20 protein-coding genes are annotated in these 20,312 nt (G+C 67.6%); 4 read left to right on the top strand and 16 right to left on the bottom strand.

Annotated elements, in window-relative coordinates; translation table 11 throughout:
* Window positions 1-23: 23 nt before the first annotated feature.
* Genes ACSHWB_RS23285 through ACSHWB_RS23250 form a run of 8 tightly spaced genes read right to left on the bottom strand, consistent with a single transcriptional unit; the run spans window position 24 to window position 6,223 of the window.
* Window positions 24-422, bottom strand: coding sequence for a YbjN domain-containing protein (locus ACSHWB_RS23285; RefSeq protein WP_439664111.1), 399 nt, complete (start codon window positions 420-422; stop codon window positions 24-26).
* Window positions 419-1,243, bottom strand: coding sequence for an isoprenyl transferase (locus ACSHWB_RS23280; protein ID WP_439664110.1), 825 nt, complete (start codon window positions 1,241-1,243; stop codon window positions 419-421). The genes ACSHWB_RS23285 and ACSHWB_RS23280 overlap by 4 nt, the downstream gene beginning before the upstream one ends.
* Window positions 1,244-1,290: 47 nt before the next feature.
* On the bottom strand, window positions 1,291-2,043 hold the full coding sequence (gene recO, locus ACSHWB_RS23275; protein WP_439664109.1) for a DNA repair protein RecO: 753 nt from the start codon (window positions 2,041-2,043) through the stop codon (window positions 1,291-1,293).
* Window positions 2,044-2,056: 13 nt separating this feature from the next.
* Window positions 2,057-2,953, bottom strand: a complete 897-nt coding sequence (era, locus tag ACSHWB_RS23270; protein WP_439664108.1) for a GTPase Era — start codon at window positions 2,951-2,953, stop codon at window positions 2,057-2,059.
* A 53-nt stretch (window positions 2,954-3,006) separates the two neighbouring features.
* Entirely contained in the window at window positions 3,007-3,339 is a 333-nt protein-coding gene (locus tag ACSHWB_RS23265) for a cytidine deaminase (protein WP_439664107.1), read from the bottom strand.
* Complete coding sequence (locus tag ACSHWB_RS23260) at window positions 3,332-4,618, bottom strand: hemolysin family protein (RefSeq protein WP_439664106.1); 1,287 nt, start codon at window positions 4,616-4,618, stop codon at window positions 3,332-3,334. Before ACSHWB_RS23260 ends, ACSHWB_RS23265 begins: the two co-directional genes overlap by 8 nt.
* A 4-nt stretch (window positions 4,619-4,622) precedes the next feature.
* On the bottom strand, window positions 4,623-5,168 hold the full coding sequence (gene ybeY, locus ACSHWB_RS23255; protein ID WP_030474423.1) for an rRNA maturation RNase YbeY: 546 nt from the start codon (window positions 5,166-5,168) through the stop codon (window positions 4,623-4,625).
* 5 nt (window positions 5,169-5,173) lie between these two features.
* The gene (locus ACSHWB_RS23250; protein WP_439664105.1) at window positions 5,174-6,223 is read right to left on the bottom strand and encodes a PhoH family protein; all 1,050 of its coding nucleotides are present in this window, start codon (window positions 6,221-6,223) and stop codon (window positions 5,174-5,176) included.
* A 103-nt stretch (window positions 6,224-6,326) separates the two neighbouring features.
* Between ACSHWB_RS23250 and ACSHWB_RS23245 the strand changes: the two genes are divergently transcribed.
* The gene (locus ACSHWB_RS23245; protein WP_439664104.1) at window positions 6,327-7,115 is read left to right on the top strand and encodes a GNAT family N-acetyltransferase; all 789 of its coding nucleotides are present in this window, start codon (window positions 6,327-6,329) and stop codon (window positions 7,113-7,115) included.
* 11 nt (window positions 7,116-7,126) lie between these two features.
* A complete protein-coding gene (locus ACSHWB_RS23240) occupies window positions 7,127-7,909 on the top strand; it encodes a GNAT family N-acetyltransferase (RefSeq protein ID WP_439664103.1) in 783 nt (260 codons plus the stop codon).
* Here ACSHWB_RS23240 and ACSHWB_RS23235 read toward each other — a convergent pair.
* The 7 genes from ACSHWB_RS23235 to ACSHWB_RS23205 form a co-directional block, all read right to left on the bottom strand.
* Window positions 7,906-8,223 carry a histidine triad nucleotide-binding protein gene (locus ACSHWB_RS23235; protein ID WP_439664102.1) on the bottom strand — a complete coding sequence of 106 codons (318 nt, stop codon included), beginning with the start codon at window positions 8,221-8,223 and terminating at the stop codon, window positions 7,906-7,908. The genes ACSHWB_RS23240 and ACSHWB_RS23235 overlap by 4 nt on opposite strands.
* Before the next feature lie 8 nt (window positions 8,224-8,231).
* Window positions 8,232-8,822, bottom strand: a complete 591-nt coding sequence (locus ACSHWB_RS23230; RefSeq protein WP_439664101.1) for a TetR/AcrR family transcriptional regulator — start codon at window positions 8,820-8,822, stop codon at window positions 8,232-8,234.
* Window positions 8,823-8,831: 9 nt separating this feature from the next.
* Window positions 8,832-9,488 (bottom strand): alpha/beta hydrolase, encoded by a 657-nt coding sequence (locus ACSHWB_RS23225; RefSeq protein WP_439664100.1) that lies wholly within the window; start codon window positions 9,486-9,488, stop codon window positions 8,832-8,834.
* 348 nt (window positions 9,489-9,836) lie between these two features.
* On the bottom strand, window positions 9,837-10,568 hold the full coding sequence (locus ACSHWB_RS23220; protein ID WP_439664099.1) for a 16S rRNA (uracil(1498)-N(3))-methyltransferase: 732 nt from the start codon (window positions 10,566-10,568) through the stop codon (window positions 9,837-9,839).
* Window positions 10,565-11,713: a molecular chaperone DnaJ gene (gene dnaJ / locus ACSHWB_RS23215; protein ID WP_439664653.1), complete on the bottom strand. Its 1,149-nt coding sequence runs from the start codon at window positions 11,711-11,713 to the stop codon at window positions 10,565-10,567. Before dnaJ ends, ACSHWB_RS23220 begins: the two co-directional genes overlap by 4 nt.
* Before the next feature lie 43 nt (window positions 11,714-11,756).
* Entirely contained in the window at window positions 11,757-12,779 is a 1,023-nt protein-coding gene (hrcA, locus tag ACSHWB_RS23210) for a heat-inducible transcriptional repressor HrcA (protein ID WP_439664098.1), read from the bottom strand.
* Window positions 12,780-13,011: 232 nt separating this feature from the next.
* A complete protein-coding gene (locus ACSHWB_RS23205; protein WP_439664097.1) occupies window positions 13,012-15,165 on the bottom strand; it encodes a 3'-5' exonuclease in 2,154 nt (717 codons plus the stop codon).
* 375 nt (window positions 15,166-15,540) lie between these two features.
* On the opposite strand from ACSHWB_RS23205, the gene ACSHWB_RS23200 reads away from it, so the two are divergent.
* Together ACSHWB_RS23200 and ACSHWB_RS23195 are read left to right on the top strand one after the other, a co-directional pair.
* Window positions 15,541-18,024: a hypothetical protein gene (locus ACSHWB_RS23200; protein WP_439664096.1), complete on the top strand. Its 2,484-nt coding sequence runs from the start codon at window positions 15,541-15,543 to the stop codon at window positions 18,022-18,024.
* 89 nt (window positions 18,025-18,113) lie between these two features.
* Window positions 18,114-18,434, top strand: coding sequence for a hypothetical protein (locus tag ACSHWB_RS23195; RefSeq protein ID WP_439664095.1), 321 nt, complete (start codon window positions 18,114-18,116; stop codon window positions 18,432-18,434).
* A gap of 47 nt (window positions 18,435-18,481) precedes the next feature.
* Here ACSHWB_RS23195 and drmB read toward each other — a convergent pair whose 3' ends face one another.
* Window positions 18,482-20,275, bottom strand: coding sequence for a DrmB family protein (drmB, locus tag ACSHWB_RS23190; RefSeq protein ID WP_439664094.1), 1,794 nt, complete (start codon window positions 20,273-20,275; stop codon window positions 18,482-18,484).
* Between the last annotated feature and the right edge of the window lie 37 nt (window positions 20,276-20,312).

The raw sequence follows: 20,312 nt of genomic DNA, 5'->3' as shown, positions 1-20,312 counted from the left end.
GCCACCCATGGAAGGGTCCTTTCTCAAGAAAACCGGGAGAGGAGCTCGCCGCGCACCTGCGACGCGGTCGACACGACCAGCATGAGCAGCGTGCTCAACGGCTCCGGCTTGAGGCCGTCGGCCGGGAAGGCGTAGCGCAGCATGACGTCCGTGCCGCGTTCGGAGTGGATCACGCCGAGCGTGCCGAACAGGCCCTGACCAGCGCGTTCGGCAACCCACCCCGCCGCCTCGGTCGGCAGGTCCCACGCGACGACGACCGTCAGCGAGAGAACGGTCAGGCCTTCGGCCAGTTCCATGCCCTGCACCGCGCACGGCACGTCGCCGTGGCGGAAGCTCAGCGCGCCGTCGTCGTCCACCGACACGTCGTGGAACAGCTCCAACGCCTTGCGCGCGGCCTCCAGGGCCTCACCACTCGCGTTCACGACGACACCGCCTCCTCACCGGGTTTGTCGACGGCACCGCCGAAGCGCCGGTCGCGCCCCGCGAACTTCTCGCAGGCGCGCCACAGGTCGCGGCGGTCGAAGTCGGGCCACAGGATGTCCTGGTAGACCATCTCGGCGTACGCGGACTGCCACAGCAGGAAGTTCGAGATCCGCTGCTCACCGGACGGCCTGATGAACAGGTCGACGTCCGGCATCTCCGGCTTGTACAGGTACTTCGCGAGGGTGCGCTCGTCGACCTTGTCCGGGTTGATCTTCCCGGCGGCGACCAGGCGCGCGACCTCGCGGGCGGCGTCGCCGATCTCCGCGCGGCCGCCGTAGTTCACGCACATCACGAGGTTCAGCACGTCGTTGTCGGCCGTGCGGACCTCGGCCTCCTGCAACTGCTTGATGACGCTGCCCCACAGCTTCGGCGAGCGGCCGGCCCAGTGGATGCGGACACCCATCTCGTCGAGCTCGTCGGTGCGGCGCGCGATCACGTCGCGGTTGAAGTTCATCAGGAAGCGGACCTCTTCTGGGCTGCGCTTCCAGTTCTCCGTGGAGAAGGCGTAGAGCGAGAGCCACTTCACGCCCAGCTCGATGGAGCCCTTCGCGACGTCGAGCACGACCTGCTCACCGCGCTTGTGGCCCTCCACCCGCGACAGCCCGCGCTGGTTCGCCCAACGGCCGTTGCCGTCCATCACGATCGCGATGTGCTTCGGCACCAGGTCGGCGGGGATGTCCGGAGGCGTCGCACCGGACTCGTGCGGCTCCGGCGGGCGCGGGACGCGCTTCTCACGCTCAGAGCGGCGACGACGCAGCATGTGGCTAGGCACCTTTCGAGCGAAAACCGTTGTCGGTAGCCGCCACATTAGCCGTCGGCCGGCTGCGTCTTTCGCTCGACCAACGGCAACGACCGCAGCTGCCGTTCGAGGTGCCACTGCAGGTGCGCCGCGACCAGGCCACTCGCGTCACGGCGGGCCAGGTGAGGGATCTCGTCGACCACGTTCCACTGGCCGTGCAGCAGCGCCGAGAGCAGCGCCAGCGTGTCCTGGGAGGGCGACGAGGAGCCGGCGGGACGGCAGGTCGGGCAGCACGATCCGCCGGCCTGGATGCTGAACGCCCGGTGCGGACCGGGATTGCCGCACTTCGCGCACTCGTTCACTGCAGGCGCCCATCCCGCGAACGCCATCGCACGCATGAGGAACGCGTCCAGCAGCAGCGACGGGTCGCGCTCGCCGTTCGACAACGCGCGCAGCGCCCCGGCCACGAGCATGTAGAGCCGCAGGACCGGTTCGCCTTCTTCGGCCGTGAGCCGGTCCGCGGTCTCCAGGATCGCGCACGCCGCCGTGTAGCGCTGGTAGTCGGTGACGATGCCGACGCCGAACGCGTCCAGCGTCTGCACCTGCGTGATGATGTCGAGCGACCGGCCGGGGTGGAACTGCACGTCGACGTGGCAGAACGGCTCCAGCCGCGCGCCGAACTTCGACGACGTGCGGCGCACGCCCTTGGCCACGGCGCGGAGCTTGCCGTGCTTCTGGGTCAGGAAGGTGATGATCCGGTCCGCTTCACCGAGCTTCTGCACACGAAGCACGATGCCGGTGTCGCGGTACAGGTTCGCCATCAGAGACCCACCATCAGAAACCCAGGCGGCGCAACTGCTTCGGGTCCCGCTGCCAGTCCTTGGCGATCTTGATGTGCAGGTCCAGGTACACCCGCGACCCGAGCAGCGCCTCGATCTGCTTGCGCGCGGCCGTGCCGACCTGCTTGAGCCGCTCGCCGCGGTGGCCCAGGATGATCGCCTTCTGCGACGGCCGCTCCACGAACACGAACGCGTGAATGTCGATCAGGTCCTTGCGGCCCTCGCGCGCCTGCATCTCCTCGACGACCACGGCGATGGAGTGCGGCAGCTCGTCGCGCACACCCTCCAGCGCGGCCTCGCGGATGAGCTCGGCGACCAGCGTCTGCTCCGGCTCGTCGGTCAGGTCGCCGTCCGGGAACAGCTGCGGGCCCTCCGGCAGCTTCTTGAGCAGCAGGTCGCTCAGCTCGTCGACCTGGAAGCCGTCGACCGCGGACACCGGGATGATCTCGGCGAACTCCATGACCTTCTGCAGCGCGAGCAGCTGTTCCATCACCTGCTGCTGCGACACCAGGTCGGTCTTCGTGACGATGCCGACCACGGGCGTGCGCTTGGCGACCTTCTCCAGCTCGGCGGCGATGAACTTGTCACCGGGGCCGACCTTCTGGTCGGCGGGCACGCAGAAGCCGACGACGTCGACCTCCGACCACGTCTCGCGCACCAGGTCGTTGAGCCGCTGGCCGAGCAGCGTGCGCGGCCGGTGCAGGCCGGGGGTGTCGACCAGCACGAGCTGGCCGTCCTCGCGGTGCACGATGCCGCGGATCGTGTGGCGCGTGGTCTGCGGCTTGCTGGACGTGATGGCGACCTTCGAGCCCACCAGCGCGTTCGTCAGCGTCGACTTCCCTGCGTTCGGGCGGCCGACGAAGCACGCGAACCCGGAGCGGTAACCATCCATCCGTCCATTGTCCCCCTTGCTGGTTATGCCCGTTCGGGGGGCCTTCCGGCCGCTCAGAACTGCTTGCGCACCTCACCGGAGACGCTCGCCAGGAGCACGGGGCCGGACGGCGTCAGATCACGCACGGCCGCGAGCGACTCCCCGTCGATCCGGTTCGCCTCGGTGACGACCGCCGCCGCCTCCAACCCTTGCGCGCCACTCGACACAGCGGCCGAGACCGCCGCCTGCAGAGCGGTCAGCTTCAGCGACGGCAACGAGACCGTGGAGGCGTTGTAGGTGCGGCCGTCGAGGTCCCGCACCGCCGCGCCCTCCTCGGCGCCGTTGCGCGCGCGCACGGATCTCGCGAGCGTCACGAGCTTGGCGTTCTCCGGATCGACGTCAGTCATCCTCGTTCTCCTTCTGCACGGGGCGCACGAGCACTGTCGTCACCCGGATGCGGCCGCGTTCGTCCTTGCCGCCCTCTGCCCGCATGCGCAGGCCGGCGATCTCCGCCTCGGTGCCGGGCAACGGCACGCGGCCGAGCCGTTGCGCGAGCAGGCCTCCGACGGTCTCGACCTCGTGGTCGTCGAGCTCCGTGCCGAACAACGCGTCCAGGTCGTCCACCGGCAGGCGCGCGCTGACCCGCACCGCGCCGTCCTCCAGGTGCTCGACCGGCGGGCGGTCGTCGGTGTCGGACTCGTCCGTGATCTCGCCGACGATCTCCTCGAGGATGTCCTCGATGGTCAGCAGGCCCGCGGTGCCGCCGTACTCGTCCACGACGATCGCCATGTGCCGGCGCGACACCTGCATCTCGCGCAGCAGGTCCGCGATCGGCTTCGAGTCGGGGATGAAGCTCATCGGGCGCATCAGCTCGGAGACGCACTTCGGGTCCTCGCCCTCGGCGAGCGTGGCCCGCATCAGGTCCTTGAGGTTCACCACGCCGAGCACGTCGTCCACGCTCTCGCCGATCACGGGGACGCGGGTGTAGCCGGTGCGCAACGACAGCGCGAGTGCCTGCCGCAGCGACTTGGACTGCTCGATCCACACGATCTCGGTGCGCGGCACCATGATCTCGCGCGTGATCGTGTCGCCCAGCTCGAACACCGAGTGGATCATCTCGCGCTCGCCCTCGTCCACGACGCCGCGTTCCTGCGCCATGTCGACGAGCTCGCGCAGCTCGACCTCGGAGCTGAACGGGCCCTCGCGGAAGCCCTTGCCGGGCGTGATGGCGTTACCGATGAGGATCAGGAGCTTGGACAGCGGCCCGAGCACACGGCCGAGCTGCCGCACCGTGCCCGCCGCGAGCAGGCTCACTGCGTACGGGTGCTGACGGCCGAGGGTGCGCGGTCCGACGCCGACGAGCACGTACGACACGATGAGCATGCTCAGGCACGCGTACAGGACGGCGAGCCAGTCCTGCTCCACGAAGTCGAGGAACACCGTCGTCGTCAGCACCGCCGCCGACATCTCGCACGCGAGACGCAGGAGCAACAACAGGTTGACGTGCCGTGGCCGGTCGTTGAGGACCTGCAGCAACTGCCCGGTGCCCCAGCGACCCTGCCGTTGCAGGGCCTCCACCCGTGCGCGTGACACGGTGCCGAGAGCGGCATCCACACACGCGAACAGTCCGGCGGCGAGCACGAGCAGAACGGCCAGCACGATCACACTGGCAGGGTTCGCGATCATCGCGTCAGGCTTCTTCGTTCTTCTCGTCCAGGCCGACCGCGCCGAGCACCTTGTCGTCGGTGCTGCGCTGGTGAGCGGCCCTTTCGGCTTCGTCACGAGCGGTGCGGAAGTCGCCGAGGATGCGGTTCTGCAACGTGAACATCTCACGTTCCTCGGCGGGCTCGGCGTGGTCGTAGCCGAGCAGGTGCAGCACGCCGTGCACGGTCAGCAGGTGCAGCTCGTCCAGCAGGCCGTGGCCCGCCTTCTTGGCCTGGTCCTTGGCGAACGCGGGGCACAGCACGATGTCCCCGAGCAGCGCGGGCCCGAGCCCGGCGGCGTCGGGGCGGCGCGCGGAGTCCAGCTCGTCCATGGGGAAGGCCATGACGTCCGTCGGACCCGGCAGGTCCATCCAGCGCTCGTGCAGGTCGGCCATCACGTCCAGCTCAACCAGCAGCACGGACAACTCGGCCAGCGGGCTCACGCCCATGCGGTCCAGCGCGAAGCGGGCGGCGGAGACGATGGATCCTTCGTCGACTCCGACACCCGACTCGTTGGCGATCTCGATGCTCACGGCGCCTATCGTCCCCGCCGCTGGTTACCCCGGCGTGCACCGGGTCCGTGGTGTTGCTCGTTCTGGTCCACGGCGTCCTGCTGGACCTGCCACTTGTCGTACGCCTCGACGATGTCGCCGACCAGGCGGTGACGCACCACGTCCTGGCTGGTCAGGATCGAGAAGTGCACGTCATCGACGCCCTCGAGGATGTCCCTGACCACGCGCAGGCCGCTGCGCTGACCGCCGGGGAGGTCGACCTGGGTGATGTCACCCGTGACGACCACCTTCGAGCCGAAGCCGAGGCGGGTGAGGAACATCTTCATCTGCTCGGGAGTCGTGTTCTGCGCCTCGTCGAGGATGATGAACGCGTCGTTCAACGTCCTGCCCCGCATGTATGCGAGGGGTGCGACCTCGATCGTGCCGGCCTGCATGAGGCGCGGGATCGCATCCGGATCCATCATGTCGTGCAGCGCGTCGTAGAGCGGGCGCAGGTACGGGTCGATCTTCTCGTTGAGCGTGCCCGGCAGGTAGCCCAGGCGCTCGCCGGCCTCGACCGCGGGGCGGGTGAGGATGATCCGGTTGACCTGCTTGGCCTGCAGCGCCTGCACGGCCTTGGCCATGGCGAGGTAGGTCTTGCCGGTGCCCGCGGGGCCGATGCCGAACACGATCGTGTTCTTGTCGATCGCGTCGACGTAGTGCTTCTGGTTCAGCGTCTTCGGCCTGATGGTGCGGCCGCGGCGGCTGACGATGTCGAGGCTCAGGACCTCGGCGGGCGACTCGGCCTCGTTCGCGCTGAGCATCGCGACGATGCGGCGCACGGCGTTCTGGTCGATGGCCTGGCCGCGGCCCGCGAGGGTGATCAGTTCGGAGAAGACGCGCTCGGCGAAGGCCACGTCGGCGGGGTCGCCGGACAAGGTGATCTCGTTCCCGCGCACGTGCACGTCGGCGTCGAGCAGTTCCTCCGCGAGCCGGAGGTTCTCGTCGCGCGACCCGAGCAGCGTGAGCACCGCACCTTCCGGCACGGCGAACCGGGACTGACCTTCCTTGTTGTTCTGCTGTGTTACGTCGGCCACGTGGCCCCGGCCTGCTTCCTGTCGCTCGGATCTGGTGCCGACGATGCTAGTCCGGCCGAAAATGGGTGGCTACCGCTTTGCTCACGGTGTGTGCTCATGAACCGTGGAGATCCGCAGGCTTGGTGTCGACGACGTACCCGAGTGCATGAAGCTGGTCACGGACCGGGGTTGGGGCTGGACGCCCGCGCAGTGGGAGATGCTGCTGTCGCTCGGCCCGGGCTTCGGCGCCTTCGACGAGACGGGGCTGCTCGGCACGACCCTGGTCACCCCGTACCCCGAGATGCAGGCCATCAGCGGCGTGCTGGTCGGTTCGTGGGCCGAGCGCAGGGGCATCGCGGGTGCGCTGATATCCAATGTATTGGATGCCGGTCCGTCCGTGCTGTACGCGACGGACATGGGCGAACCGCTGTATCGGCGGCTCGGCTTTCACTTGGTCGGGCGTGCGTCGGAGTACCACGGTGAGATCGCCGGTGAGGCTGCCGGCGTGACGCGGCGAGCAACGGCCGATGACCTGCCCGCGGTGGTGGCGCTGGACAAGGCGGCGAGCGGGTTCACGCGGGACGCGTTCTGGGCGCACGTGTTCGGCGGGTCGTCGGTGTACACGCCCCACGTCGCGGAGGACGGGTTCGTCTGCACGCGGGTCATGGGTGAGACGTTGGTCATCGGTCCGCTGGTAGCGCCGAACGCGGCGGCGGCGTGCGAGATCATCGCTGACGTGGCCGCGGGTGCAGGGCCGTCCCGCGTCGACGTGAGCGACCCGGACGTCGAGGCGTTCCTGTCGGGCAAGGGCTACGAGGTGCGCGGAGCCTGCGCACTGATGGTGCACGGCGTCGATGACGTCGGCGGTGACCGGACGCGGTACTTCGCGCCCGCGTCGCTCGCACTGGGATGACTGGGGGATCTGTGGAACTGCGACGACTGACCTTGGACGACATCCCCGCGTGCTCCGACCTGGCGGAGAGCCGGTCGTGGCCGCGCGAGGAGAGCAAATGGGAGTTCCTGCTGACGCACGGCGAAGGCTGGGGGCTGTTCGACGACGACGGCCTCGTCGGCACGACGATCGCGACGCGCTATCCGGAGCTGACGTCGATCAGCATGGTGCTGGTCGCCGAACGCGCCGCGCGTCAGGGCCGCGCCCGCCGGCTGGTATCCCATGTATTGGATACGGATGTCTCGACGTTGTTCGCGACGGCGATGGGCCGCCCGTTGTACGAGCAGCTCGGCTTCCACGCCGTCGGCTTCACCGACATCCACGCCGGCAGGTTCACGGGACCGGCAGCCGATATATCGCATATCGCCACGCGCGCGGACCTCGACGACCTCGTCGCGCTCGACACCAAGGTCACCGGCCTCACCCGGCCGTACCTGTGGGAGTCGTTGCTGACCATGGGGTCTGTCCGGATCTCGGACCACGGCATCGCGGGCTCGTGGCAGGTGCGCGAGGCACGCCTGCTCATCGGCCCGGTCATCGCGGACTCCCCCGCCGACGCGTGCGCGCTCATCGCCGACTGCGCCGCGGGCAGCCCCAGCGTGCGCGTGGACGTGCACGACCCGGAGGTGATCGCGTTCGTGCGCGAGCACGGCCTGGAGTCGTGGGGCGAGGCCACCTGGATGGTCCGCGGCGCCGAGCAGCTGCCCGGCGACCGCACCCGCTACCGCGCCCCGTTGTTGCAGGCCCTGGGCTAAAGACGCCGGCCGCCCAGCACGTGCAGGTGGGCGTGGAAGACCTCCTGCCCGCTGTCGGGCCCGGTGTTGAACAGCAGCCGGTAGCCCGACTCGGCCACGCCCTCGGCCTCGGCGACCTCCTTCGCGGCGGCGAAGAGGTCGCCGAGCTGCTCGGCGTCGAGGTCGACGGCGTTCGGCACGTGCTCGCGCGGGATAACCAGCACGTGCACGGGCGCCTTGGGCTGGATGTCGCGGAACGCCAGCGTCGTCTTGGTCTCGTGCACGACCGTCGCGGGAACGTCACCGGCGACGATGCGGCAGAACAAACAGGACATGCCCCAAGCTAAGCGAAGAGCCGGTCCAGCTGCTCGTCGACGGCCTCGACCATGTCGGCGACGGTGAGCTCGTCGGGCCCGAGCCCGTGGTGGATGTTGAGACCGTCGATCAGCACGATGAACCGCCGCGCGGCCTTCATCGGCACCACGCCGTCGCGCAGCTCACCGGCTTCCTGCGCGGCACCGAGAACGCGGGCGATCTCGCCGTACAACTCCCGCGTGCCAAGGCGTTCCAGCTCGTGCAACGAGGGCTCGACCATCGCCCGCGGCAGGAACGACAACAGCACCGCGGCCTCGACCCGGCGGTCGTCGTCCATCGCCAGCATTTCGTGCGCGAAGGACCGCAACACCTCCCGGTTCCCCGCGGTGGTGTCGATCTTCTCCAGCCGCGCGATGAACCGCCGGTACGCGAGCTCCATCGCGAACCCCAGCAACGCGTCCTGCGTCGGGAAGTAGTGGCGCAGCGACCCGCTCGACCACCCGGACTCAGCGGCGACGGCGCGCACGGACGCGTGGTCTATCCCGTCCCGCTGCACGATGCGCCACACGGCCTCGGCGAGTTCGCGGCGGCGTTCCTCATGGTCGACAACCTTCGGCACCGGCCCTTTCTAGCAGTCGCGGGCGAGCCGAACGACAGCCGCGCGGCACCGCTCCCAGGACTCGGTGCCCGGCGTGATCATGTCCATGTGCCCGGCCCCTTCCACCACGACGAGCTCCGCCTGCGGCTCCGCGGCGCAGAACCCGATCGACTGCTCGACCGGAACGTCCTCGTCCTGATCACCGTGCACGCACACCACCGGCTTGCCGATGGGGACCAGCGCGGCCGGCGAGGCCTGCGCGAACTGCTCCTCGCTGCACAGCTCCAACGCCCGCGGCGTGATGTGCCGCGTGAAGTCCAGCACGGCGGCTTGGGCGACCGCTCCGACCACTCGCGCGCTGTGCTTGGCCGCCCACACAGCGAGGTGGCCTCCGGCGCTGTGCCCGAGCGTCACGACGGGCCCGATGTCGACCGCGTCGATGGCGGCGAGCACGTCCTCACCGGTCTGCGGCCACCCTCCGCCGCCACCCACGCGCCGGTACTCGATGTTCCAGACGGCGAATCCTTCGGCGACGAGCGCGTCCGCAAGAGGCCGTCCGAGTTCCAGGCCGTATCGCTGATGCCAAAAACCACCGTGAATGACGACAACAGCACCCTGCGCAACGTCAGCAGGAAGGTAAAGCTCGCCGAACTGACTGGGGTGGTCACCGTAAGCAATTCGCTGCACACGCAGAACTTACGTGACGGGCAAGAATTCGCCAGGCGGCACATGAGTTCGATAGGAGATGACGAAGTCGCAGGCCAGACGGCAGGCAGGCGCTCGCAGCAGGCGCCAAAACCAAAAGGGGCGCCTCGCGGTCCGAAGCCTGGGGGTCGCTTCGCCGCGAGGCGCCGACGCCGGACCGAGGGGGGAGGTGTCCGGCGAGTCTTTTGGTCAGAAGAGCCTATTCGTCTACTCCGTTTCCGGATAGACCAATCAGCCCCTCTACGAACCAGGGTAACCCCACTTGCCTGGGATTCGCTACAACTTCCGTCAAGCCAATCCATCCGATGTTCATCTCGGTAGTGATCGGGGTCACCACCGAGCAGTACGTACCCCAATGGCACCAAGAGCAACCGCTGCGGCGGTAGATGCACGCAGAACGGTTGGGCCCAATCGGACGATCCGTGCACCCGAAGATCGCAGGGCGTCGAGCTCCTCTGGCGTGATTCCGCCTTCGGGACCCACCACGAGCAGCACGTCCCCGGATTCGGGCAACGCGACATCGGCCAGCCGTTCGGTCGCGCTCTCGTGCAACACGAGGGTGAGCGCCGACGACGACACGCGATGAGAAAGCTGAGTCGTGCTCACGGGTTCGTCGACGACCGGCACCCGCGAACGGCGTGCCTGCTTCGCCGCCTCGCGCACCGTGGATCGCCAGCGCCCCAACGCTTTCGCGCCGCGCGGCCCGTCCTCCCACTTGGTGATGCACCGGGCGGCGCGCCACGGCACCACTCCGTCCACCCCGGCCTCGGTGGCGAGTTCGACCGCGAGCTCGCCGCGGTCGCCCTTCACCAAGGCCTGGGCGAGCACCACGCGCGGCGTCGGTTCGGGCTCCACCCAGCGCTCGACCACGCGCAACGCCAGGGCGTCCTTCTCCACGGCCGTCACGGCACAGCGCACCTGGGCACCGGAACCGTCCGACAGCACGAGCTCCTCACCCACGCGCAGACGCTTGACCGTCGCGGCGTGGCGCCCTTCCGGGCCGTCCAGCACGAACTCCTCGCCGGCCGGCAACGACGCGACGAGGAAGACGGGCAGCGTCACCGGTGGCCGCGCGAGGCACGCAGGCGGGCGAACAGCCCGCCGCCGCCCTTGCCGTTGTGCGACAGGGAGGGCTCGTTCTCGCCGCGCAGGTCGGCGAGGTCGCGCAGCAACGCGGACTGGGCGGCGTCGAGCTTGGTCGGCACCAGGACCTCGAGGTGCACGTGCAGGTCGCCACGGCCGTCGACGCGGCCGGTGGACCGCAGCTTCGGCATGCCGCGGCCGGCCATGACGAGCTGCGTGCCCGGCTGCGTGCCGGGGTCGATCTGCAGTTCTTCCTCGCCGTCCAGGGTCTTCAGCGGCAACGTGGCGCCCAGGGCGGCCGTCGTCATCGGGATCTGGACGATGCAGTGCAGGTCGGCGCCGTCGCGTTCGAAGATCTCGTGCGGGTGCTCCTCGACCTCGACGTAGAGATCGCCTGCCGGGCCACCGCCGGGACCGACCTCGCCCTGGCCCGCGAGACGCACGCGCATGCCCTCGGCGACACCGGCGGGGATGTTCACGGAGATCGTGCGGCGCGACCGCGTGCGGCCGTCACCGGCGCACTGCTGGCACGGGTCGGGGATGACCTCGCCGTACCCGCGGCACACCGGGCACGGGCGGGACGTCACGACCTGGCCGAGGAACGAGCGCTGCACCGACTGGACCTCGCCGCGGCCGTGGCAGGTGTCGCACTGGACCGGCTTGGAGTTGTTCTGGGTGCCGGCGCCGTGGCAGCGGTCGCACAGGATCGCCGTGTCGACCGTGAGCTCACGGGTGGCGCCCGCCGCGCACTCCTCCAGCGTCATGTCGAGCCGGATCAACGCGTCGGAACCCGGCTGCACCCGGCTGCGCGGCCCGCGGCCGCCACCGGTCGAGGCGCCGAAGAAGGCGTCCATGATGTCGCCGAGGCCGAAGCCCGAGAACGGGTCTCCACCCCCGCGCCCACCACCGGCCGAGTCGAGCGGGTCGCCTCCCAGGTCGACGACGCGCCGCTTCTCGGGGTTCGACAACACCTCGTAGGCGGCCGTCACCTCCTTGAAGCGGGCCTCCTCGTTGGGATTGACGTCCGGGTGCAGCTGCCTGGCGAGCTTGCGATAGGCGCGCTTGATCTCATCCTGCGTCGCGTCCTGCGAGACACCGAGGATGCCGTAGTAATCCCTGGCCACCTTGTTCGCTTTCATGTTCATCAACTACTGCAAGTACGTGTGGTCAACGACCGGTCAGGATCTCACCGACGTAGTTGGCGACCGCGCGGACGGCCGCCATGGTTCCGGGGTAGTCCATGCGCGTCGGTCCGACGACGCCCAGGCCCCCGAGCGGATTGTCACGGCTGCCGTAGCCGATGGACACCACGGAAGTGCTGCGCATCTCAGCGGCCTCGTTCTCCTCGCCGATGCGCACCAGCACGCGACCGGGGTCGCGGGAGGCGGCGAGCAGCTTGAGCACGACGACCTGCTCCTCCAACGCCTCCAGCACCTGCCGCAGCGAGCCGGGGAAGTCGGTGATGCTGCGGGTCAGGTTCGCGGTGCCGCCGAGCACCAGCCGTTCCTCGGGATGCTCCACCAGCGTCTCGATGAGCACAGTAGCGACTCGCAGCATCGGGTCGCGCAGGTTCGGCGGAACCTCCTCCGGCAGCTCGGCGACCTTGGCGCTCGCCTCGGCCAGCCGCTGCCCCGCCATCGCCTGGTTCAGCACGCCGCGCAGCTGGGCGGTGTGCTCCTCGCTGATCACGTCCCCGAGCTCGACGATCCGCTGGTCGACGCGCCCGGTGTCGGTGATGAGCACCAGCATCAGCCGCGACGGCGTGATCGGCAGCACCTCCAGGTGACGCACGGCCGCACGCGACAGCGTCGGCACCTGGATCACCGCCACCTGCCGCGTGAGCTGCGCGAGCAACCGCACGCTGCGGCGCATCACGTCGTCGAGGTCGACCGCGCCGTCGAGAAAACTGCGGATGGCCCGTCGCTCGGCCTGCGAGAGCGGCTTGATCTCGCTCAGCTTGTCGACGAAGAGCCGGTACCCCTTGTCCGTCGGCACGCGCCCGGCGCTGGTGTGCGGCTGGGCGATGTAACCCTCGTCCTCCAGCGCGGCCATGTCGTTGCGCACGGTCGCGCTCGACACACCCAGGTTGTGCCGGTCGACCAGGGCCTTCGACCCCACGGGCTCCTGGTTGGACACGTAGTCGGCGACGATGGCGCGTAGCACCTCGAACCGACGCTCATCGGCGTTCACCGCTGTTCACCTCCGTGTCCATTGCTCCCGAGTTTACCCAGGCGCGTTCCTGCTCGGTGGGCGCTCTGAGGTCGGCCGCCCGCAACCGGCCGCGACCCTTGCCCTCTCTCCTCACAGTGAACCTGCGCACACTCTCCGGCGACGCGACAGCGAACGCCTCGACCAAGCCCACGTCCCGGCCAGGCCGGGCCGGGCCAGGCATGCATGCATGGTGTCGCGAGTCGGGAGTGCTTCAGTCGCTCGAGGTCGAAAGCGGCAGGAAACGCGAGCGCCTCCCTGTCCAGGTGACGACCAACCGATCTCGCGCCCTGGTACAGGCGACGTAGAGCAGGCAACGCGAGCGCACTTCGATCACCGAACGCTCGTCGTCACTCGCATGCGTCAGCCGGTACCTCGACGGGAAGCTGTCGTCGTCTACGCCGACGACGATCACCCGCGCGAACTCCGTACCTTTCGCGCGGTGCATAGTCGCCACCTGCACGCCGCCACCGTCCATCGGACCGTCCGCTCTGGTGATCACCGCCGGTACACCGCCGTCCTGCAGGGCGTGCGCCAACTCGTCACGGATGTTGTTCTGCGAGGCGAGCACCGCGATGGAGCCTGGCGAGGTCGGATTGACCCCGTTCAACCAGTCCTGCACCGTCTTCACGACGAACTGCTTCTCGTCCGCCCACGATCGGGCGGGATACCCGTCCGGCTCGGGACCGACGAGCAACGAGCGGTACCCGGTGGTCGATTCGTCCTGATCGACAAGATCGACGAACTCCCCACCTCTCAACACCGTGGTCGCGTAGTCGAGCACCTGACGAGTGGTGCGGTAATTCAAGGTCAGCTTCTGCGATCGACCTCGTGTCTCGATTCCGAACCTGCTCAGCACCACCTGCCGTCCATAGATCCGTTGGTGTGCGTCTTCGCAGATGAAGAGGTCGTTTGGCCCCACGGGAACGATGCCGCGAAGCAGGCGCCAGTGCGCAGGGGTCAAGTCCTGTCCCTCGTCGACGACGACGTGGTCGTAGCAGTTCGAGGACGGCAACTCCGGGGTGTGGGCGATGTCTGCGGCCTTCGCGACCACGAGGGCATGCGTCGTGCAGTTCTCGACCGCCAACAAACGGGTGAACTCCTCGACCACCCGCCACACTCGAGCGCGCTGAACCCTGCTGATCTTGGTGAGGCCCCGGCGCGTCTCTGCCAGGTATTGATCGAGGTCGGCCGACTTTATGCCGAGGATCACGTGCTGGTGTTCGACCGACATGAAGTACGGCGTCAGCACCGCGCGGTCGGCCGGCGTGAGATCCGTGACGTTGTCGAGCGCACGTTGCCACATGCGCTGCTGCTCGTTTTCGGGCGGAACGGTCGACACAACGCCGTACACCCTCGCCACGATGTTGTGAGCAAGTCGACCGATGCTGACGACTTCGATCCGGTCCAGAACATCCGCGTCCGCCAACTGCGCCAAACCCGAACGCAGCTGGTTCGCCAGATTGCGCGTGAACGTCGTGACCAGGACTCTCGCCGCGGAGTCGCGATCGGCCAGAGCGACAGCACGGTGCATCGCCACAACGGTCTTGCCGGTTCCGGCGCCGCCCGCAACCCGGAAGGCGCCGTTGCGGTCCTTCTGGATCAGGTCACGCTGATCAGGGTGGAGGAAGGTTCGCCAGGCGGCGAAGTCACCGTCCAACATGCGTCGGAGGTGTTCGTCTCCCTCGACGACGACGAATTGCATCTGCGACCCGGCTCGACTCAACGAGTCGCGGAGTTGGGCCGAGTCACCCGCGTCGGTCGGGACTGCCTTGTCCGGCCGGACGTACCGCCTCCTCACGACGTCCAGGGCAGAACCAGTGGCCAGGTCGAGCAACGCATCGCCCTGCCACTCCGGGATGTTCAGGCAGAGTTCCTGGAGCTCGTCCTCTCCTCGGACATCTACTGCCTGTTCCGCAACGTCCTTCAGGATCCCGATACCGACGAGCTCCTCCACGGTGAACGGCACGAGGCGCGGCCGGTCGTCGTGGCGCCGCGGCGCATGTGATTCCTCGACGTCCTGCGACGGAGTCACTTCCCGCAGAACCTCGAAGACACCATTGGCCGGGTTGAGCCGCATGGTGATCTGCTCCGCGTACTCGTACGCCTTGTCGTGCTCGTGGATCGCGACCAGCACGAAGTACTGGTCGTTCGCGGAGCCTGCGGCGAACAGCACGGCGCGGTGGTTGTCCGTCACCCTCGCCACGCGGACCCTGGAATCCCTTGCGCCCTTGGGAATCTTGAGGTTGAGACCGGTGAGATCCTCGTCGGAACTCAGCTTTCGCAGCAGGTCCCACGCACGCGGTTTGAGCGAGCCGTCCAGATTGAGGTTCTTCTGGAACTCCTTGGCAAGCACCACGGTGGCCATCAGCCGCTCATCCCCCTGCGCTCCTCGACCTCAGCCGAGATCTTCTCGAAATCGCACCCGACCCGTCGGAGTCGTCCGATCCCGCCTCGATGATCATCGTTCATCAGCATGGCGGTCGAACAATCGCGCCGCCATGCCCGGATCGGGGAACCGCCGGGCCGCTGCCGCACCGATAACGGTCTTGTCGCCAACGTGCGCACCGGCTCTGCGAAGCTGCAGCGGTTTGATCCCTTCCGGTGACGATTGCCCCGTTCGTTGGCAAGGGCGCACACAAGTGCGGTACAGGTTTACTGCGCACGGTAGTCGCAGTGGGCATGCAGAGGGAGCACGTTGTTCGAGTCACCGCCCGTCCGGCGTAACGCAGCACGCCAGTCGATGACAGTCGCCGACCTTCGAGCGATCCTTCTTCCCGACGGCCCGCAGGACGAGGCCGACGCACTGATCCACGAGGTGTTGGAGCAGTGCAGGCTTGCCTTGGACACCGAGGAGGACGTACTGCGCGACGCCCTCGCCACAGGGCCTTGGCGGCTGCGTTCCGTTTCCGTCAGCGGATTCCGCGGTGCCGCGAACGGCTCTGGACTGCCGGGCGCCTCGCTCGATCCGCTCGTCCTCGACCTACCCCGCTCCGTGGACGTCGTCGTTCTGCACGCGTCCAACGGTGTTGGGAAATCGACGATCGCCGACGCGCTCGACGTGGCGCTGTCGGGAAACACCGCACGGGCGACCGCGTTCTCGGGGAACGACGCCCGGATGCCGTTCGCCGTGCACGCCGATTCGCGCAGGTCGGTGGTGTCGGTCGGGCTGGACAACGAACGCAACGATCGGTTGATCACGACCTGGCGCATGACGGACGGAGCCGAGCAGTCCGAAGTGCTGTGGCAACCGTTCGGCGATCCACACGGTGTCACCGAACTGCCCGGTGAAAGCTGGGCGGCGACGGTCGCCGCCCGCCATCCCGTCGTGGGATACGACCACCTCGCGCACAGCCTGCGAACGGGGCGACTCACCGAATTCCTGCACAACACGCTGAGCCTTGGGGGCGTGTGGTGGACGCTGTGGGAACTGTTGAGCTCAGAGCGCGATGACGCGGCCGCAGCGCTGAGGCGCTGGACGCGGGTTCGGGACAACGTCGTGACAGCCCTGGCAGAACTGGACGAGGATCTCGCCGACCAGCATCCGGAAGTCCGCAGGCCTGCCCCGTTGTCCGTGCCGGACACGCCGTTCACCGATATCTCAGAGTGGTTCGCCGGTACGTTCTCGGCACATCGGACCGACTTGCTGACGTTGAACGTCGATCGTCGGCTCGAGTACCAGGTGTCGATAGCGCGAGAGGCCGCACGAGACAGTGTCCAGCGCTACAAGGCTGCGCGCGATCGTGGCGACGAAGTCCTCTGGGCAGGAGACGGACTGGCAGCACTGACCGAACTTGTCAAGCACACCAAGGACAAGCACGGAAACCGGTGTCCTGTGTGCGGCGAAACCGCGGACGCATGGCGCGATCATGCCGACCGAACCCTGCAGGAACTGCGGCTGGTTCGCGAAGAGTTCAACCTCGCGCTGGTCGATCTCACCGAGCTCGCAAAACTGCTGGTTGACCGCACGTTGCCGCTCTTGCGCTCCGGTGAGCTGATCTCGGAGATCGCGGTGAGGTCGAGTCGACTGCGTGCGATGGTCGAGCCATTGGTGGGAAGTCGTCCCGGCTCGGATCAGGATTCGGCGTGGGTCGCCCTCACCGTCATCGCGAACGACCCCGACTTCGACCGCGACTTGGCTTCGGTGTTGACGACGTTGGCATCCGCTTCCGATGCGCTGGGCCACTGGCAGGCCGCGCGCCGACGCTGCTGCGCCGATCTCGTGGCCGCGCAATCGAGATACGGCCGGTCAGCCAGGCGCATCGAAGGACTCCGCACCGCACTCGATCGGATCGCGAAGGCGTTCGACGAGACACATGAAGGACGACGAGCAGTCGTCGAGCTCGAGGTGGACGGGCCGCTGCGAACCCTGCTGGCAGACGTAGACGTCGGCGGCGTTGCGATCGAAGTCGACGCTTCGAGCGACCAAGGGCTGAACGAGTCGGCGACTTTGCGCCTGGCGTTGGACGGCCGCGATGGCGGCCTCGGCGTCCTGTCCGCGGGCCAGTACAACGCACTGGTGCTCGCACTGCTCCTGGGCGCCGAGAGTTCCGGACCCTTCCGGTTCCAGGTGCTGGACGACCCGGTGCACGCGTTCGATGAGTTCCGCACGGACGTGTTCGCGGAGTTGATCGCCCTGAAGGCTGCGACAGGCAAACAGTTCGTCCTGCTAACGCACGACGAACAGCTCGTCGAAGTGCTGCGCCGGCACGTGGCGAGAATCTGCGTCGTCAAGCTGGGCCGGGACCAGCACGGCAACATCACACAGGTCGACGCGACACATCCGTGGGAAGCGCTGATCGCCGATGCCTGGAAGCTTTTGCAGGACAACACGAACAAGAACACCCAGGTTCACACCACATTGTCCCCGACGACAGCGTCGATGCTGATCCTCGCCTTCTGCAGGCAGGCCGTGGACGCGGCCCTACGGGAGTTCGTGCTCGAAACCAACCGCGGGTCGTCCGAACTCGCCGAGGCCGTCGAGAAGCTGGAGCGGGCGAAGATGACCAAGAAGTCGTTGGAGACCGCGCGGCGGCTGGTGGCGGAAGATCATCCTGCTCGGGCGCTGATCGCCACGTTGCTCGCCGACAGCGCCTACCTCGCAGAGCTCAACGCTGCGAGTCACGGAGACCCGTCGTCTCTCAACACGGACCATGCCCGCTTGACTGCGCGCATCGGACAGACCGAACAGTTTTGCTCAGCTCTCTTGGGCACGGTAAACCCGTGACCTGGACCCCGGCTGCAGGTGAGCAGGAGGTCGCGTCCTCCAGCACGACTCCCACGCTCCGAATCCGTTGCGAGCTCCTGTTGCTGCGAGTGCGGATCGAACAGGTCACCCACTCACTGCCCGCAGGAATGTTCATCTCGACATACGGTCGGATCGACGTGCGCCTGTGGGCACTGGTCTCCAAGGTGCGGCCGGAGGATCGTGCCGAGGCAACCGCCCGCGTTCGTCAAGCCCAACGGATCTACGACCTGACCAGTGGCTACCTGCACAGCCGGCGAGCGGCGATCGTTCCGTCTCACAGCGAGCTGGCCGCCTGGAAGGCGAGCATTGCCGCTTTGGAAGTTCTCGCGAACGCGTTGTCGGACCGGCAGCGACCCGATGGACACCCGTCGCCGCCCGAAGTCAGCTGATTCCCGAACACCCGCCGGCTGCTTTCCATCGAGTGTTCAGGAATCGCTCAAGCCTCGCAGAACCGGAAGTACCCGGTCATCGGATCGTCCGGCGTTCCGATCAGCAGAGCCCTGTCGAGGAACGTGTTGTTGGTCTCGCAGCTGCTCTCCGGCACCATCACGCATGCATAGCAGGCTGCGAGGTTGAGGCTGTCCACGCCTGTGGCCTCCGACTCCATGCACGGCGGGTCCTGCGAGCACCACTCGATCCTGCCCAGCGCCGAAGCCAGCGACTCCGCCAGCCTCTCGTGCTTGCCCTGCGCGATCACACCCCCCAGGCTTCCCGCGGAATCGCTCGTCGCCGTGTAGATGAGGACTCCGGTCTTGCCGTCGGCGACGTACAACCGTTCGCGAAGTGAAGCCGCCGGATATCCGGAATCCAGGCTCCACTCGTTGATCAGAACATGAGCGAGGGAGTGCAGCAGCAAGTACCGCGCCGACACGGGCGACCGGAGTTCGTCCCGTGACCTGACGTCGCCCCGCCGCCTCGCGAGCTTGACGAGGAGGTCGGTGTGACGGTCTCGAATCATCGCCGCGCGGCGCGCCGGTTCGGCCTGCGATTCCCACCTGGTCAGCTGCTTCTGGTCCAGTGCGAGGAACACTCCTTCACCACTGACCTCGATCGCGGGCAACCAGTCGAGCTTCTGCTTCGACAAGGAGGCGAACCGCCTCTTGTCCGGCAGCGCATCGGGAGCTTCGACCCTGGTGAACGAGTACAGCGCCCGAACCTCGCGCAGCCGCTTCACGAGCATGCTCCGCTCGATTCCCGCGGGCGGCGCAACGTCGTGGTCGGAAGGGCGAACGCACTCGAAGTCCGCACCTTGTTCGACTTCACCCGTACCGAAGCACAACGGCTCGTACTCTTCCAGGCGGAACGGGTTGAGCGCTTCCAACGCAACAGCGGACTCGGCCTCTGCTTCGACGTCCTCCGACATGTTCTGCCATCGCTCGTAGGCATCGAGTGCATCGTGGGCGGAGAAAGGTGTTCCGTCGAGAATCCCGCTGTCCTGGACGATCTCCAGCGCGTTCGCTTTGCCGGCCGCGCCCTGCAACGTCCGACGATGACGCACGACGTGCTTGCTCAACGTCTCGGACCACGGAGGGATCGACAGAGCCGAGCGGTTGATCGCGAACCAGGCAGCGGACGCACCGCGCTGCAGGGTCCTCGGTACGGCATCACAACTCGGTTCCGTCGCACCTGCACCGAGCCATGGTCGCCTACCGCTGCATTCCAGCTTCAGGAAGGCAAGCGCCCGCTTGCCGAATGCACCCTCCATCGAGGCGCTCAGTCCGCAACTGCACTTGATCACTACCGACCGCAACGACGCGGTGCGACCATCGCTGTGCATCTCCAACTGGTGCTTGCCCTGCGAGACGGTGTTCCGCTTGTGAACCCACTGCCAGTAGGGGAAATCGTCGAGATGTCCGTTCTCACACGCGACGACGAACCTCGACGGCACCAGGGTCTTCTCACACAACGAACACCGGTTCTTCGACGCCTTCGCACCGAAGAACTTGTACGGCTTGAGTTCGTTGCACCCCGGACATGAGTACATCTCCGGAAAGCGCCGGACGCGGACTCCGTCTCCAGCCGACAGATCATCAGCCGGGGGCACGAAGAACTCCCGGACCTTCAGCCTCTGCTGAAGGCGGGGCTCGAGCAACGGAGCATCACGGTTGACATGCCACGAGTCGATCCCGCTGACCACGAACGACTGATCACCGATCGCTACCAGCGAACCGACTCCGAAGGTCGTGACCATCTGGCCGCTCCGCACGCCGCCGATCGGTTTGCCGCTCATCGGTGCGGACGGGCCCGAAGAGCCTGCGGAGCGATTC

This window comes from Lentzea sp. HUAS TT2, from assembly GCF_051853195.1.
Lineage (GTDB): Bacteria > Actinomycetota > Actinomycetes > Mycobacteriales > Pseudonocardiaceae > Lentzea.
The sequence above is the reverse complement of the archived record's forward strand: the minus strand, read 5'-3'. Positions and strand labels throughout refer to the sequence as shown.

Coding starts and splice junctions, on each gene's coding strand:
- ACSHWB_RS23280 (WP_439664110.1), bottom strand. CDS start 1,243: ATGCTGCGTCGTCGCCGCTCTGAGCGTGAGAAGCGCGTCCCGCGCCCG.
- recO (WP_439664109.1), bottom strand. CDS start 2,043: ATGGCGAACCTGTACCGCGACACCGGCATCGTGCTTCGTGTGCAGAAG.
- era (WP_439664108.1), bottom strand. CDS start 2,953: ATGGATGGTTACCGCTCCGGGTTCGCGTGCTTCGTCGGCCGCCCGAAC.
- ACSHWB_RS23265 (WP_439664107.1), bottom strand. CDS start 3,339: ATGACTGACGTCGATCCGGAGAACGCCAAGCTCGTGACGCTCGCGAGA.
- ACSHWB_RS23260 (WP_439664106.1), bottom strand. CDS start 4,618: ATGATCGCGAACCCTGCCAGTGTGATCGTGCTGGCCGTTCTGCTCGTG.
- ACSHWB_RS23235 (WP_439664102.1), bottom strand. CDS start 8,223: ATGTCCTGTTTGTTCTGCCGCATCGTCGCCGGTGACGTTCCCGCGACG.
- ACSHWB_RS23205 (WP_439664097.1), bottom strand. CDS start 15,165: ATGGCCACCGTGGTGCTTGCCAAGGAGTTCCAGAAGAACCTCAATCTG.
- ACSHWB_RS23200 (WP_439664096.1), top strand. CDS start 15,541: ATGACAGTCGCCGACCTTCGAGCGATCCTTCTTCCCGACGGCCCGCAG.
- drmB (WP_439664094.1), bottom strand. CDS start 20,275: ATGAGCGGCAAACCGATCGGCGGCGTGCGGAGCGGCCAGATGGTCACG.